The organism is Pseudomonas sp. S3(2024) (assembly GCF_036861315.1).
Classification (GTDB): Bacteria; Pseudomonadota; Gammaproteobacteria; order Pseudomonadales; family Pseudomonadaceae; genus Aquipseudomonas; species Aquipseudomonas putida_A.
The window spans coordinates 245887-260502 of the sequence record NZ_JAZAQQ010000007.1 but is presented as its reverse complement, the minus strand read 5'-3'; the positions used below and the strand labels follow the sequence as shown (position 1 = coordinate 260502).

Sequence of the window (14616 nt, the reverse complement as noted above, 5' to 3'; positions counted from 1 at the left end):
AAGACTCTCGTGTAGTACGCTTCGGGCGGCCTTTTGGCCGCCCTTTTTTTTATGTTGATGAGGTTCGTGGGTATTGTCGTCGGGTGTGGACTAACGTCAGTATTTTGATGCGCCCGTTCACTCGATAGACCAGCAGATAGTTCGGATTGACCACCATTTCCCGAGTGCCTGGCACTCGACCGGCCCGGTAACCATAGGGGATTGATGAAAGCCTTTGCGTTGCTGCACCAACCTTGTGCTGTAGAGCCACGGAAGCGTTGGAGTTGTATTGTTCAACGTAATCGATAATGTCAGCCAGATCGTTCAGAGCTTGATCGCTCCATTCAAGCAGCAGCGCGGCGCTTCCTGCGCATCTCTTCCAGCATCTGGTCAAGCATTGCCATAGCTTCATCATGGGGAATGCCAGGGCTGGGGTCATCGAGTGCCTCCTGTACCTTGGCACGAAACCAGCGATCGTAGCTCTCTGCCTCTTCTTCGGATTCGAAGTCAGAGTAAAACGGGGAAAGTAATAAGCTCATAGTGATCTCCGTGATCAATCTCAGCAGTTTAAGGGGGAATGGCCCATTGTCGTCACTGGCAGACGATGTACCCCATGAGCTCTCGACGAACCATGGGATAACGAAGCCCAGTATCTGCAAGCGCCCCTTTGGAGTCTGCCGGACGTTTCCCTCCGTTGTCCGGCAATCTCGACCGCCGTTGTAGGCCTATTCCTCCACTCTGTTTTTCAGGTTGCCAGCCTACAAATCCGCGCGCACCTTCCTACAAATGCACTCAGAACGCATACGGAATACTCACCTTCGCCCACAACATTTCCCCCTCTGGCCGGTTCTCCACGTCAAACTCCTTGGCCCAGCGAATCTCCGCGCTGGCGTATTTGAGAAAGGTGAAATGCAACGCCGGGCCGATCGCGAATACCTGGCCGCGCACGCCGTCGTCCACATCCTGCCCGGCGAATTGCACGGTGTGGCCGTACTGTTTGTCGTCGGTGGTCTGCTTGAGGTAATAGCCGTTAAGGCCGAGCATCACATCGTCGGTGATCTTGTAGCTGGCCGAGTAATCGAAGTGGAAGATCTGCCCGGACTTGTAGTCGGTGTCCTTGTTCTTCTCGTTGAAGCTGTAAGTGGTCTTCATCGACACTTCGGTCTTGTCGGTCGGCAGCCAGGTGAAGGAAAACAGCGGCTTGTAGGTGTAGAAATTGTTGCTGGTGTTGGCCAGCCGATCGACGCTGTATTCGCCGGTGGGCACGGTGATCTCCACGGCAGCACCCAGGGTCAGGTTCTTGCCCATGTCCCACAGGATGATCGGCGCAACGGTGGTGTCGCCCATGCCTTCGCGGGTATCGCTGAGGCCGAATACCGAGACTTCCTGCTTGAGCCAGGGCTGGGCGATGTAGCCGGCCAGACGTCCGCCGAACACGCGCACCGGGCTCAGGTAATCAATACGCGGGATCACCGCCGTGGATTCGATTTCGACATTCGGCACCTTGCCGCCCAACGAGCTGATGTTGAGCTTGGTCGACTTGTAATGGTTGTAGTAGAGGTTGAACGCGACCATGTTCTGCGGAAGGCTGTCGACTTCCAGCGGCAGCATGAAGAACCCGTCGGTGCCGGGGCCGATGTTGTCGACGCCGGCTTCGGTGGCCAGGGCCGGCAGGGACGCGGTGCAACCGAGCAAGGTCAGTGCCAGACGCAAGGGGAAAGTGGCGCGGTTCGGGCTCATGGCTGTCCTCATTATTATTGTGGTGGGACGTGGCGCCGGTACGCAGAACGTCCGGCACCATAGAAATAAGCGCTTGGCGCCCGACGGGGCAGGGTATTGGCGGACAGTTAGGGGGACTTCTGCGGACAGTCGGCCAACCCTGTGCTAACTTCCTTCGACATAACCGGTTACAAAAATAACAATCAAGCGTGATCCGGAATGTCAGCCCCCATGAACGTAAAAGTCCAAGACCCCACTTTCGAATTGGCGCTGGTCTCGCCGTTCCTCCTGCAAACCCTCGCCGAAGTCGTGCACAACAAAGGCATCGACCCCGAAAGCCTGTGCCGTGGCCTGGGTTTCACCCTCGAAGATCTGCAGGATCCGGCGCAGCGGATTTCCTACCGCCAGGCCGTGGCGATGATTCAACGGGCGCTCAAAGTGCTGCCCAATCAGGGCCTGGGGCTGTGGGTCGGCGCGCAGAATGTGTTGGGTACGCTGGGGCTGCTCGGGCATGTGCTTTCGCTGTGCAAGACCTTGCGCGATGCCTTTGCCCTCGGCATTCGCCATCAGCACACCTCCGGCGGAATCGTGGTGTCCAGCGTCGATGTGATTGGCGATCAGGTACATCTCGATGCCGAATGTCGCTTGCCGTTTGCCGATGTGCAGGTGTTCGCCGTCGAAGAGTTTTTCGCCAGCCTGCTGGTATATGGCCGGGCCTTGGCCGGAGTTGATTTCAAGCCGATCGCCGTGGAGTTTGTGCACGCTGCACCGGATTATCTGAGCGAATACCACCGCTTGCTCGGGCCCGATGTGCGCTTCGGCTGCCTGCACAATCGCATGCTGATCGATGCCCGGTGGCTGGACGTCAACCTGCCCAATCATCATTCGCTGGCGTTGCGTCAGGCGGTTGCGTTGCTGGAGTTGGAAGCGGCGCAGGTGCACCAGAAACTCGATCTGATTCAGGCCGTAGAGCGGGCGATTGCCCGGGACTTGAGCAGAGGCAGCCATATCGAAAAAATCGCCGGCGACCTGAACATGAGCAGCCGCACCTTGCGCCGCCGTTTGACCGAGCATGCGCTGACGTTCGAGGCGCTGCTGGAACAGGTGCGCCAGGCGCGCACCATGAGTCTGCTGGCCAATCCGGACATGCCGATCGAGCGCATCACTGAAGAAGTTGGCTACAGCGACGTGCGCAGCTTTCGCCGGGCGTTCAAGCGCTGGACGGGGATGAGCCCGAGTGCGTGGCGACAGGATGCAAGCACCGCTTAGACATCGGTCCCCTGTGGCGAGGGAGCTTGCTCCCGCTGGGCTGCGCAGCAGACCCAAAACCTGCCACGCCATTTCTCCAGACACACCATGCCGGCGGGGTTTGCGGGTGCTTCGCCCCCGAGCGGGAGCAAGCTCCCTCGCCACAGGCTTCCGTGCGCCACTCATCAGTATTTCAGCCCCACAAACCCTCCGGCCACAGGTAAACTCCCGCGCACTTTCCCAAGGAGTTCACATGAGTTACTACCAGCCGGGCATTCTCGCCACCCCTGTTCCTGCGCAAGCACGTCACCTGTTTTTTGCCCTTGCGTCTGTTGAAGCACTGCCGCAGGCGATCGACAACCTGATGAATCTGGTGGACGGCAAGTCGGCTGTGATCGGTTTCGGTGAATCCCTGACCAAAGCCCTGAACGTGCAAATCGACGGTCTGCGCAGCTTTCCGGCCATGAGCGGCGTCGGCGTGGAAAACCCGTCGACCCAGCACGCACTGTGGGTCTGGCTGCACGGTGTCGATCGTGGCGAATTGCTCAATCGCTGCCACGCCTTCGAAGCCGCGCTGGCCCCGGCGCTGCGCCTGGTAGACATGCAGGAAGCCTTCCGCCACAAGGACGGCCATGACCTGACGGGCTACGAAGACGGCACCGAAAACCCGCACGATGACGCCGCGATTGCCGCCGCGTTGCTGGGCGAGGGCGCTGATGGTCTGGTCGGTGGCAGCTTCGCCGCGATCCAGCAGTGGCAGCACGACCTCAAGGGTTTCCATAAATTGTCTGCCGAAGACAAGGACAACATCATGGGCCGTCGCCTCAGCGACAACGAAGAGATTGACGACGCGCCAGTCTCCGCCCACGTCAAACGTACCGCCCAGGAAAGCTTCGCCCCCGAAGCCTTCGTCGTACGCCGTTCGATGCCGTGGATCGATGGTGATCGCGCCGGCCTGATGTTCCTCGCCTTCGGTTTTTCGCTGGACGCCTTTGAGGCCCAACTGCGGCGCATGAGCGGTCTGGAAGACGGCATCACTGACGGTCTGTACCGCATCAGCCGACCGATCACCGGCGGCTACTACTGGTGCCCGCCGCTGAAGGACGGCCACCTCGATCTGCGCGCGTTGCGCATCGGCTGATTGGTTCAAACACAGGGAGTTGACCATGGACGTGGTGCGTTGGGGCATGATCGGTTGCGGCAGCGTCACTGAACGCAAGAGCGGGCCGGCCTTCTACAAGGCGCCCGGCTCGGCGCTGGTGGCGGTGATGGGCCGGCGTCTTGAAGCGGTGACCGATTACGCCGCGCGCCATGGCATCGCCCGGGTCTACACCGATGTCGATGCGCTGATCAAGGACCCCGAGGTGGACGCGGTGTACATCGCCACGCCCCCCGACAGCCACCACGCTTACAGCCTGAAAGTTGCTGCCTCCGGCAAGCATTGCTGCGTCGAGAAACCGATGGCGCTCAACGCCGGACAAAGCCGCGAGATGCAGCAGGCGTTTGCTGATGCTGGTCTGCACCTGTTCGTTTCCTACTACCGCCGTTCGTTGCCGCGCTTTGCCCAGGTGCGGCAATGGCTGGCGCAGGGCCGCATCGGTGAGGTGCGGCACCTGAGCTGGACGCTGACCAAGGCCCCGTCGGCGGCGGATCTGCACGGCAGCGCCAACTGGCGCACCGACCCGAGCGTGGCCGGCGGCGGCTACTTTGCCGATCTGGCCAGCCATGGTTTCGACCTGTTCCAGTACCTGCTCGGCGACATCGTCGAAGTCGCCGGTTTTACTGCGCGCCAGGCCGGGTTGTATGCGGCGGAAGATGCGGTCAGCGCCAGTTGGCGGTTTGCCTCGGGCGCGCTGGGCATGGGTTGCTGGAGCTTTGTGGCGGATCGGCGCGAGGATCGGGTAGAGATTATCGGCAGTCAGGGTCGGATCGCGTTCTCCGTGTTTGACGAGCATCCGGTGCAGCTGTTCGCCGATGAGCAGATCAGCCTGGAAATCCCCCATCACGAGCACATTCAGTGGCATCACGTGCTGGGCATGAATGCGCATATTCGTGGCGATTCGCAGCATCCGGCCGTCGCCGAACAAGCCCTCAAAACCGATTGGGTGATGGACCAGATCCTCAAACGGCACTGATGCTCCAGACCACAACACCATTTCCTTGTGGGAGGGGGCTCGCTCCCGAAGAGGCCGGCATTGCTGGTATTTACATCGCCTGACACACCGCCTTCGGGAGCAAGCCCCCTCCCACAAGAGTCTGTGTGTCGTCGTGTCTAAGGTTATGCCCAAACAATATTTCTCAAGCTTGTCATAACGTCTCTAAGATCACGTCATAACTCGTTATAACAAGTGATCCCTGATGACCGATAACGTTCTCTCCTTACCCAGTGTCCCGCTGCACACCCAACTGCGCGACGTCCTGCGCTCACGCATTCTTGATGGCGAATACCCGCAAGACAGCCAGATGCCGTCCGAAAGTGAGCTCGGCACGCTGTTCAAAGTCAGCCGCATCACCGTGCGCCAGGCGCTGGGCGATCTGCAGAAAGAAGGGCTGATCTTCAAGATCCACGGCAAGGGCACCTTCGTCGCCAAGCCGAAGACCTTTCAAAACGTCAGCAGCCTGCAAGGCCTCGCCGAGTCCATGACCGGGCGCGGCTACGAGGTGATCAACCGCCTGCGCAGTTTCAAATTCATCCCCGCCGACAAACGTGTCGCCGAGCGCCTGCAAGTCGCCGAAGGCGAGACCGTGGCGCAGATCAAACGCGTTCGGCTGATCAACCGCGAACCGATCTCGCTGGAAATCACCTACCTGCCCAAAGCGATTGGCGAACGGCTGGAGAAGGCCGATCTGGTGACTCGCGACATCTTCCTGATTCTGGAAAACGACTGCGGCATCGCCCTCGGCCACGCCGATCTGGCGATCGACGCGGTGCTGGCCGATAGCGATTTGACCCAGGCACTGAACGTCGAGGCCGGCTCGCCGATCATGCGCATCGAGCGTCTGACCCACGATGCCAACGGCCAGCCGCTGGACTTCGAACATCTTTACTACCGTGGCGATGCGTTCCAGTACCGCCTGCGGATCGACCGGCAAAAAGGGGCGTGACATGACTCGCAAGACCTTGGAACAGGAATACGACATCGTCGTGATCGGCGGCGGCACTGCCGGCCCGATGGCGGCGATCAAGGCCAAAGAGAAGAACCGCGACTTGCGCGTGCTGCTGGTGGACAAAGCTAACGTCAAACGCAGCGGCGCGATCAGCATGGGCATGGACGGCCTGAACAACGCGATCATCCCCGGGCACTCGACGCCGGAGCAGTACACCAAGGAAATCACCATCGCCAACGATGGCATCGTCAATCAGGCGGCGGTGTACGCCTATGCCACTCACAGCTTCGAAACCATCGAGCAACTGGATCGCTGGGGCGTGAAGTTCGAGAAGGACGAAACCGGCGATTACGCCGTGAAAAAAGTCCACCACATGGGCGCCTACGTGCTGCCGATGCCGGAAGGGCACGACATCAAAAAAGTCCTTTACCGCCAGTTGAAACGCGCGCGGGTGAGTATCACCAATCGTCTGGTTTGCACCCGTTTGCTCACCGACGCGGAGGGCGCGGTCAACGGGGTGATGGGCTTCGATTGCCGTACCGCCGATTTCCATGTGATCAAGGCCAAAGCGGTGATTCTTGCGTGCGGCGCGGCCGGTCGCCTCGGTCTGCCGTCCTCGGGCTACCTGATGGGCACCTATGAAAACCCGACCAATGCCGGCGACGGCTACGCCATGGCCTATCACGCCGGGGCCGAGCTGGCGAACCTCGAATGCTTCCAGATCAACCCGTTGATCAAGGACTACAACGGCCCGGCGTGCGCCTATGTGACCGGCCCGCTCGGCGGCTACACCGCCAACAACAAGGGCGAACGCTTCATCGAGTGCGACTACTGGAGCGGGCAGATGATGTGGGAGTTTCACCAGGAACTGGAAAGCGGCAACGGCCCGGTGTTCCTCAAACTCGATCACCTGGCCGAGGAAACCATCCAGAACATCGAAGAGATCTTGCACAGTAACGAGCGCCCGAGTCGTGGTCAGTTCCACGCCAATCGCGGCACCGATTACCGCACGCAGATGGTCGAGATGCACATCTCGGAGATCGGCTTTTGCAGCGGCCATTCGGCGTCCGGGGTGTGGGTCAACGAGCGGGCCGAAACCTCGGTGAAAGGCTTGTACTCGGCGGGTGACATGGCCGCCGTGCCGCACAACTACATGCTCGGCGCGTTCACCTACGGCTGGTTTGCCGGGCACAACGCGGCGGATTTTGTCGCCGGGCGCGAGTTCTCGGCGCTGGATGCCGCGCAGATCGAAGCAGAGAAAGCGCGGGTCTACGCACCGCTGGATCGCGAACAGGGTCTGCCGCCGGCACAGGTCGAGTACAAGCTGCGGCGCTTCGTCAACGACTACCTGCAACCGCCGAAAGTGACCAAAAAAATGCAGATCGGCTTGCAGCGCTTCAGCGACATCGAGCGCGACCTTGATCAGATGAAGGCCAACAACGCCCACGAACTGATGCGCGCGATGGAAACCAGCGTGATCCGCGACTGCGCGGAAATGGCCGCACGCGCCTCGCTGTTCCGCGCCGAGAGCCGCTGGGGCCTGTACCACTACCGCGTCGATCACCCGCAGCGCAATGACAGTGAGTGGTTCTGCCACTGTCATTTGAAGAAGGGCGAAGACGGCCGCATGACCAGTTTCAAGAAACCTGTCGAGCCGTACATCATCCCGCTCGATGCCGAAGAAATGCAGGCTTACGACCGCTTGCGGGTGGGCGCGTTCGCCGCTTGATGCATCACCAGAGAGAGTCTGAACCATGGCCTATCAAGCCCAGGAAATCTTCTTCCGCTCTAACGCCCCGGTCACCGTGGACGAAGACAAATGCATCGCCGAAAAGGGCTGCACCGTGTGCGTCGACGTCTGCCCGATGGACCTGCTGGCGATCAACCCGGCCACCCAAAAGGCCTATATGGCATTTGATGAATGTTGGTACTGCATGCCTTGCGAAAAGGATTGCCCGACCGGCGCGGTGAAAGTCGAAATCCCCTATCTCCTGCGCTGATACAAATACCAGCAGACAGGAGATCCCCTGTGGGAGGGGGCTTGCTCCCGAAGAGGCCGGCATGGCTGGCATCCTTATTGACTGAAACACCGCATTCGGGAGCAAGCCCCCTCCCACACTGGAATGTTGGTAACTCAAAAAGCCATCCGGCATACCCCGGACGCTGGAATAACCGAAACCCCTCGTTTCCCACCGCGCCCTGATCGCGGCGGAGACGAACATCCAATAAATGATTCGAGGGGAAACACACCATGTTGCGTGCAGCAATCGCCGGTCTGGTACTGGCTTCATTCACCCTGTCGGCCTCGGCCGAAACCATCCGCATCGCCATCGGCACTCAGGACACCACCATCAACTGCGCCGCCGGCGGGCTGTTGATTCGCGAGCTCGGTCTGCTCGACAAATACCTGCCGCACGACGGCGCCTACAAAGACGCGAAATACGACGTGCAGTGGAAAAACTTCACCAGCGGTGCGCCGCTGACCAACGAGATGGTCGCCGGCAAACTCGACTTCGGCGCCATGGCCGATTTCCCCGGCGCGTTCAACGGGGTGGCGTTCGAAACCGCCGGCAAGCACAGCCTGTTCATCAGTGTGTTGTCGGGCAGCATCAAGGGCAGTGGCAACGGCATCGTGGTGCCGAGCGCGTCCGGAGTGCAGTCGTTGAGTGAACTCAAGGGCAAGACCATCTCGGTGCCATTCGCTTCGACCGCCCACGGCATGTTGCTGCGCGCGGTGGCGGAGCAGGGCTGGGACCCGCTCAAAGACGTGAACATCATCGCTCAGCCGCCGGAAGTCGCCGGCTCCGCATTACAGGCCGGCAAGATCGACGCCCACGCCGATTTTGTGCCGTTCGCCGAACTGTTCCCGAGCCGTGGTTTCGCCCGCAAGATTTACGACGGCGCCCAGGCCAATGCGCCGACTTTCCACGGCGCGCTGGTCGATCAGGCCTACGCGAAACAGTACCCGGAAATCGTTGTCGCCTACCTGCGCGCGAGCATCGAGGCCAATCAGTTGCTGGCTGCTGAGCCTGAGAAGTACAGCGAGCTGATCGCCAAGGTCACCGGCGTTGATGCCGAGGTCAACTACCTGTTCCACGGCCCGCTCGGCGTGCAGACCCGCGACCTGAGCTGGAAGCCGGAATACCGTCAGGCGGTGGGCACCGCGATCGACACCCTGAAGCTGCTGAAGAAGGCCGATCGTGGCCTCGACCTCAACACCTTCATCGATGATCAGTACATCCGCGCCGCCTTCAAGGCCTCGAATCTGGACTACACCGCGCAACTCGCCAACTACGCGCAAACGCCGTTGAAAGCGCTGGATGCGGTGACCGGCAAAGCCATCACCGACTTCAGCCACGTCGCCGAAATCTGGGTGCGGGGCGAAGACAAAGTACGCCAGTACGCCTCCGCCGAATCGGCCTTCACCGCGTTGGCCGCTCTGAAACAGGAAGGCAAAAACATCCGCGCGGTGTATGCCCAGGCCAGTGACAGCGGGATCAAATTGCTCGCCGATCAGGCGTGGTTCGCCAGCGATGCCAAGGGCCGCTTGAGCGCGTTTCTGCTCAAGGGCCAGGCCCAGCGATATGCGGCGGCGCAGGGTGGCAAGGTCTTCGACTTTACCGACGCCACGACCCAGGCCGTGGCTGCCCGCTAACCCGCAGAACAACTCGGTCAACTGTAGGAGTGAGCCTGCTCGCGATAGCGTTGTGTCAGACAACACATCAACAACTGACACACCGCATTCGCGAGCAGGCTCACTCCTACAGGGGATTTGGGTTGAGAGGAAAAATTGTGTACCGATCTTATTTACGCTGGGTTCCAAGGGCTGCTTCTTTGCTGCTCTGCCTGCTGTTCTGGCAACTCGCCGCGAGCCACCACTGGAACCTCGGCCTGGTCACCTTCGCCAACGTGCCAACCCCGTTGGCGGTGATCGAAGCGGCGTTGGGTCTGGGCGACTCCGGCAAGCTGCTGCAGCACCTGAGCGCGAGCCTCGGCCGCGTGTTCGCTGGCTATCTCGCGGCATTGATCATCGGCATTGCCCTGGGCTTGGCCATCGGCCGCTCGAAATGGGCCGAAGACCTGTTGCTGCCACCGCTGGAAGTGCTGCGGCCGATCCCGGCGGTGGCGTGGATTCCGTTGGCGATCCTGATGTTCCCGTCGTCGGAGCTGTCGATGGTGTTCATCACCTTCACCGGTGCGCTGTTCCCGATCCTGCTCAACACCGTGCACGGCGTCGAAGGCGTTGATCCACGGCTGATCGCCTCGGCGAAAAGCCTCGGGGCAGGGCGCCGGGCGATTCTGCTGGAAGTGATTTTGCCGGGTGCTGCGCCGAGTATCATCACCGGCCTCGCCATCGGCATGGGCACCTCGTGGTTCTGTCTGGTGACCGCCGAGATGATCTCCGGCCAGTTCGGCATCGGCTACTACACCTGGGAGTCCTACACCATTCAGAACTACGCTGACATCGTCGTCGGCATGCTGCTGATCGGTGTGCTGGGCATGGGCAGCAGTCTGCTGATCAAGCGCCTGGGCGGGCTGTTCACGCCTTGGCATCGACCACGAGGGAAAGCCTGATGAGCGCAATGCAAACCCCCGAAGGGCGGATCGATATTCGCCAGTTGTCGATCGTTCTCGGTGAGGGGCAGCAAGCCTTCGAGGCCTTGCAGGGGCTGGATTGCCAGATCGAACCGGGCCAGTTCGTGTGCATTCTCGGCCCGTCCGGTTGCGGCAAGTCGACCTTGCTCGGCGCACTCGCCGGACACTTGAGCGCCCATACCGGCAGCCTCAAAGTCGATGGCGGCGAGGTGTCCGGGCCGTCGCCGCAACGCGGCATGGTGTTCCAGCATCACACGCTGTTCCCGTGGCGCACGGTGCGCGACAACGTGGCTTTCGGCCTGAAGATGCGCGGAATCGGTAAAACCGAGCGCCAGCGTGAGGCCGATGAAATGCTCAAACTGGTGGGCCTCGACGGCTTCGCCGAGCGCTGGCCCGATCAGCTTTCCGGCGGCATGCAGCAACGGGTGGAAATCGCCCGGGTGCTGGTCAACCGTCCACGGCTGCTGCTGATGGACGAGCCGTTCGGCGCGCTGGATGCCTTGACCCGCCTGAACATGCAGGAACTGCTGCTGGACATCTGGACACGGATTCGCACCACCGTGGTGTTCGTTACTCACGATATCGACGAGGCGCTGTTTCTCGCCGACCGCTTGCTGGTGATGAGCGCACGTCCGGGGCGAATCATCGAAGACCTGCGCCTGGACTTTCCGCGTCCGCGCACCACTGAGCTGGTAACCAGTGCCGAATTCTCCCGCCTCAAGCGCCATTGCCTCGACCTGCTGCGCCACGACAACCCCCGACCGCTGCCGCGCCTCAATCCGCTCGGTCTGCCTCCCGAAAACCCTTTGCCGCGATTTGCCCTATGACCTCATTTTTTGCTGTGACCGATAACGACGACATCCTCGCCCTGCAACCGCGTCTGACCGCAGACGATGCCGGTGTGCGACGTATTGCCCTGATCGAACTGGCGGATCTGGAGGAGCCAGACGGATTGCTGTGGCTGGTCGAAAGACTGAGCGAAGATCCGGCCGAAGAAGTCCGCGCCGAAGCTGCGCGGCTGCTGGAAGCGTGGGAAGACGAACCGGTGGTGGCTGCGCTGTGTCAGGCGCTGACCGATCCATCTGCGGCAGTGCAGGCCGCCGCCGCGCAAAGCCTGAGCCTGCTCAAGAGTGAAGCGGCAGGCCGGGTGATTCTGCCGTGGACCGATCATGCCGCAGTCAGTGTGCGAATCGCCGCGTTCCGTGCCTTGCGCGAGTTGCGTTTCGCCGATGCCGCGCCGGCTGCTATCACCGCATTGAGCGATGCCGATGCCAATGTGCGCCGCGAAGCCGTGGGTGTGCTCGGCTGGCTCAAGCAGCTCGACGCACTGCCGGCTCTGGCGCGTCTGGCCAGCGCCGACCCGGACACCGAAGTGCGCCGCGCCGCCACCGGTGCCCTCGGTCTGGCATCCGGCGCCGAGGTGCTGCCAGCCCTGCGTCAAGCGCTGCAGGACGATGCCTGGCAAGTGCGTGAAGAGGCGGCCACGACGCTGGGCAAGGTCGGCCACAGCGACGCTGGTCCGGCGTTGATCGCAGCCCTCGGCGATGACTACTGGCAAGTGCGTCTGCGTGCTACCCGCAGCCTCGGTCGCTTGCGTTTTGCACCGGCGCTGGACGCCTTGATCGAGACCCTCGGCCATCGCATCAGCAACCTGCGCAAGGAAGCTGCGCTGGCCCTCGGTGAGTTGCATGATCGCGGCGCGGTGGCGGCGTTGCAGGCGGCGCAGGATGACGGCGACCCGGAAGTGCGCAAAGCGGTGCGGATTGCCCTGAGTCAGCTGCAATGAATCCGCTGGCGGTGGGCAATTCGCAGAGCCGGCAGACGTTGCGCCTGAGCTGGCCGGACGGCCGCGAATCGCTGTTCAATCACGCCGAACTGCGCCGCCAGTGCCCGTGCTCGCAGTGCCGCGCGTTTCGCCTGAAAGGTGTGACTCCGCTGGTGGATGAGCGTGTTCGCCTGATCGAGATCAACCCGCAGGGCTACGGCGTGCAACTGGTGTTCAGCGACGGCCATCAACGCGGGATCTACCCGTGGGACTATCTGGCACAACTCGATTCTTGATGTGCCACAGCCCCTTGTAGGAGTGAGCCTGCTCGCGATAGCGGTGTATCAGCCGACATCATTGTTGAATGACACACCGCTATCGCGAGCAGGCTCACTCCTACAAGGGTATAGGTGCAACTCCGGGTTACTGCGCAGCCGTCATGGCTGGCCGGCACCCGCGAAACACATCCAGCCCCGGCTGATACAGCGCGGTCTTCACCTCGAACAACCCCAGCACCGAATGAAACAGGTTGTCATGGCTCAGGTCCGGCTGCCCGGTCTTGCCTTGCAGGCAATCGCGATCAATGCCCAGTTGCGCCAGCGTGTTGTTGCCAAACCACATCACCATCGGCACATGCGTCTGCGCTTCCGGCGCCAATGCATAGGGCGCGGCGTGCAGGTACAGGCCGTTTTCACCCAGCGATTCGCCGTGGTCGGAGACATACAGCATCGAGGTATCCAGGGTGTCCTGATTGCGTTTGAGCAACTCGATGACCTTGGCGAGGAAGTGGTCGGTGTAGAGGATCGTGTTGTCGTACACGTTGACCAGTTCATCGCGGCTGCAACTGCCCAACTGATTGGTGTGGCAGATCGGTTTGAAGCGTTCGAGCGCTTGCGGATAACGCTCGTAGTATTCCGGGCCGTGGCTGCCGTCGGCGTGCAACACGATGATCGCGTGGCCCTTGAGGCTGTCGATGTAGCTTTGCAGGTCGGCCAGCAGCGCCTCATCGAGGCAGTTGTTGCCGTCGCAGAACGGCCCCGGCTGGTTCTTCGCGATGTCGCGGTGCGGCACGCGCAGGCAGGTGCCTTTGCAGTCGCTGTTGTTGTCCAGCCACAGCACTTGCACGCCGGCGCGTTGCAGGATATCCAGCAGGCCTTCGTAGGTTTTGCCTTTCTTGTCGCTGTAGTCCTCACGCGGGAACATCGAGAACATGCACGGCACCGACACTGCCGTGGACGTGCCGCAGGAGTGCACCTGGGTGAAGTTGAGGATGTCCAGTTTGCTCAGCTCGGGATTGGTCTCGCGCGCATAGCCGTTCAGCGAGAAATGATCGGCGCGGGCGGTTTCGCCGACCACAAATACCATCAGCGACTTCTTCTCGCGGCTGGCGGCTTTGGCGCTCATCACCGCGTCTTCACCGATCGCCTGCACCACAAAGTGCTTTTTGATACCCAGGCGCTGCTTGGTGTATTTGCTGATGGCGTAAATGTAGTTGGTCGGGTTGATGAAGTGGGTGAGCTTGTCTTCTTCGCGGAAGATCGGCGCATAGGTCGAATAGAACGCGCCCACCGAGGCGCCGATTACCAGCACGCAAGCGGCAATCACCAGCAGCTTGTTGAGCAGGCCGCGAAAGAACGGCCGATAACGCACCGGCCAGCGCCAGATCAACGCCGCCGGCAGCACGCCGAGCAGCAACACGTAAGCCAGCAGTTTGCCGTTGAACAGCGCAGCGGCTTCGCCGGGATTGGTTTCGAACACGTTCTGGATCATCACCGTGTCGATGGTGATCCCGTATTCGTTCATGAAATACGCAGCGCAGGCCGAGAGCAGGGCCACCACAGTCAGCGCCGGTTTCAGCGTCCAGCGAAATGACACCAGGGTCAGCAGCAGGGTGATCGCCGCCCACAGGAACAGGCCGAACGAAGCGAAAAACGCCAGTTTGTGTGCACCTTGCAGGGTGATCAGCGTACCCAGCGCCTTCCAGGTCGCCAGGTTGTACAGCGCCACCAGTGCCAGGGAAAACAGCAGCACCAGACGGGTTGAAGTGATGGACGGTAAACGCAGTCCTTTGCCCAAAGCCATTACAGACATTCCTCTACTCGAATAGAACACGCGCGGAAACGCGCGTAACTGTAGAAGAACAATAGTAAAAAATTCGTAAACATCCTGTAACAAACACTCAGGTCAACGCAAAACCCTGT

15 protein-coding genes are annotated in these 14616 nt (G+C 61.0%); 11 read left to right on the top strand and 4 right to left on the bottom strand.

Annotated features, from left to right (window positions below; genetic code table 11):
- Positions 1-49: 49 nt before the first annotated feature.
- From VLA07_RS19355 to VLA07_RS19345, 3 genes are all read right to left on the bottom strand, one after another.
- Entirely contained in the window at positions 50-391 is a 342-nt protein-coding gene (locus tag VLA07_RS19355; protein ID WP_222019420.1) for a type II toxin-antitoxin system RelE/ParE family toxin, read from the bottom strand.
- Positions 324-518, bottom strand: a complete 195-nt coding sequence (gene relB / locus VLA07_RS19350; protein WP_095136765.1) for a type II toxin-antitoxin system RelB family antitoxin — start codon at positions 516-518, stop codon at positions 324-326. The genes VLA07_RS19355 and relB overlap by 68 nt, the downstream gene beginning before the upstream one ends.
- A gap of 253 nt (positions 519-771) precedes the next feature.
- Positions 772-1719, bottom strand: coding sequence for a SphA family protein (locus VLA07_RS19345; RefSeq protein ID WP_333990590.1), 948 nt, complete (start codon positions 1717-1719; stop codon positions 772-774).
- 210 nt (positions 1720-1929) lie between these two features.
- Here VLA07_RS19345 and VLA07_RS19340 point away from each other — a divergent pair, with 210 nt between their 5' ends.
- From VLA07_RS19340 to VLA07_RS19290, 11 genes are all read left to right on the top strand, one after another.
- Positions 1930-2967, top strand: a complete 1038-nt coding sequence (locus VLA07_RS19340) for an AraC family transcriptional regulator (RefSeq protein WP_333990589.1) — start codon at positions 1930-1932, stop codon at positions 2965-2967.
- A gap of 232 nt (positions 2968-3199) precedes the next feature.
- Positions 3200-4087, top strand: coding sequence for a Dyp-type peroxidase (locus VLA07_RS19335; RefSeq protein ID WP_027613656.1), 888 nt, complete (start codon positions 3200-3202; stop codon positions 4085-4087).
- A 25-nt stretch (positions 4088-4112) separates the two neighbouring features.
- Entirely contained in the window at positions 4113-5081 is a 969-nt protein-coding gene (locus VLA07_RS19330) for a Gfo/Idh/MocA family protein (RefSeq protein WP_333990587.1), read from the top strand.
- A 223-nt stretch (positions 5082-5304) separates the two neighbouring features.
- Positions 5305-6051: a GntR family transcriptional regulator gene (locus VLA07_RS19325; RefSeq protein WP_247269149.1), complete on the top strand. Its 747-nt coding sequence runs from the start codon at positions 5305-5307 to the stop codon at positions 6049-6051.
- Between the two features lies 1 nt (position 6052).
- Complete coding sequence (locus VLA07_RS19320; protein ID WP_333990584.1) at positions 6053-7783, top strand: fumarate reductase/succinate dehydrogenase flavoprotein subunit; 1731 nt, start codon at positions 6053-6055, stop codon at positions 7781-7783.
- A gap of 25 nt (positions 7784-7808) precedes the next feature.
- Positions 7809-8054 (top strand): 4Fe-4S dicluster domain-containing protein, encoded by a 246-nt coding sequence (locus tag VLA07_RS19315; RefSeq protein ID WP_007959413.1) that lies wholly within the window; start codon positions 7809-7811, stop codon positions 8052-8054.
- Between the two features lie 251 nt (positions 8055-8305).
- On the top strand, positions 8306-9709 hold the full coding sequence (locus VLA07_RS19310) for an ABC transporter substrate-binding protein (RefSeq protein WP_333990577.1): 1404 nt from the start codon (positions 8306-8308) through the stop codon (positions 9707-9709).
- A 137-nt stretch (positions 9710-9846) separates the two neighbouring features.
- Positions 9847-10629: an ABC transporter permease gene (locus VLA07_RS19305; protein WP_115989635.1), complete on the top strand. Its 783-nt coding sequence runs from the start codon at positions 9847-9849 to the stop codon at positions 10627-10629.
- Positions 10629-11477 (top strand): ABC transporter ATP-binding protein, encoded by an 849-nt coding sequence (locus tag VLA07_RS19300; protein WP_333990573.1) that lies wholly within the window; start codon positions 10629-10631, stop codon positions 11475-11477. Before VLA07_RS19305 ends, VLA07_RS19300 begins: the two co-directional genes overlap by 1 nt.
- Complete coding sequence (locus VLA07_RS19295) at positions 11474-12436, top strand: HEAT repeat domain-containing protein (RefSeq protein WP_333990571.1); 963 nt, start codon at positions 11474-11476, stop codon at positions 12434-12436. Before VLA07_RS19300 ends, VLA07_RS19295 begins: the two co-directional genes overlap by 4 nt.
- Complete coding sequence (locus VLA07_RS19290) at positions 12433-12711, top strand: DUF971 domain-containing protein (RefSeq protein WP_247269154.1); 279 nt, start codon at positions 12433-12435, stop codon at positions 12709-12711. Before VLA07_RS19295 ends, VLA07_RS19290 begins: the two co-directional genes overlap by 4 nt.
- A 127-nt stretch (positions 12712-12838) precedes the next feature.
- On the opposite strand, the gene VLA07_RS19285 is transcribed toward VLA07_RS19290, so the two are convergent.
- The gene (locus tag VLA07_RS19285) at positions 12839-14497 is read right to left on the bottom strand and encodes a phosphoethanolamine transferase (RefSeq protein WP_247269155.1); all 1659 of its coding nucleotides are present in this window, start codon (positions 14495-14497) and stop codon (positions 12839-12841) included.
- Positions 14498-14616 lie beyond the last annotated feature (119 nt).

Bases quoted from the DNA above. Each gene is read 5' to 3' on its own strand.
- VLA07_RS19315 (WP_007959413.1), top strand. From the start codon at position 7,809: ATGGCCTATCAAGCCCAGGAAATCTTCTTCCGCTCTAACGCCCCGGTC.
- VLA07_RS19290 (WP_247269154.1), top strand. From the start codon at position 12,433: ATGAATCCGCTGGCGGTGGGCAATTCGCAGAGCCGGCAGACGTTGCGC.
- VLA07_RS19310 (WP_333990577.1), top strand. From the start codon at position 8,306: ATGTTGCGTGCAGCAATCGCCGGTCTGGTACTGGCTTCATTCACCCTG.
- relB (WP_095136765.1), bottom strand. From the start codon at position 518: ATGAGCTTATTACTTTCCCCGTTTTACTCTGACTTCGAATCCGAAGAA.
- VLA07_RS19285 (WP_247269155.1), bottom strand. From the start codon at position 14,497: ATGGCTTTGGGCAAAGGACTGCGTTTACCGTCCATCACTTCAACCCGT.
- VLA07_RS19355 (WP_222019420.1), bottom strand. From the start codon at position 391: ATGAAGCTATGGCAATGCTTGACCAGATGCTGGAAGAGATGCGCAGGA.
- VLA07_RS19295 (WP_333990571.1), top strand. From the start codon at position 11,474: ATGACCTCATTTTTTGCTGTGACCGATAACGACGACATCCTCGCCCTG.
- VLA07_RS19300 (WP_333990573.1), top strand. From the start codon at position 10,629: ATGAGCGCAATGCAAACCCCCGAAGGGCGGATCGATATTCGCCAGTTG.
- VLA07_RS19320 (WP_333990584.1), top strand. From the start codon at position 6,053: ATGACTCGCAAGACCTTGGAACAGGAATACGACATCGTCGTGATCGGC.
- VLA07_RS19345 (WP_333990590.1), bottom strand. From the start codon at position 1,719: ATGAGCCCGAACCGCGCCACTTTCCCCTTGCGTCTGGCACTGACCTTG.
- VLA07_RS19340 (WP_333990589.1), top strand. From the start codon at position 1,930: ATGAACGTAAAAGTCCAAGACCCCACTTTCGAATTGGCGCTGGTCTCG.
- VLA07_RS19325 (WP_247269149.1), top strand. From the start codon at position 5,305: ATGACCGATAACGTTCTCTCCTTACCCAGTGTCCCGCTGCACACCCAA.
- VLA07_RS19330 (WP_333990587.1), top strand. From the start codon at position 4,113: ATGGACGTGGTGCGTTGGGGCATGATCGGTTGCGGCAGCGTCACTGAA.
- VLA07_RS19335 (WP_027613656.1), top strand. From the start codon at position 3,200: ATGAGTTACTACCAGCCGGGCATTCTCGCCACCCCTGTTCCTGCGCAA.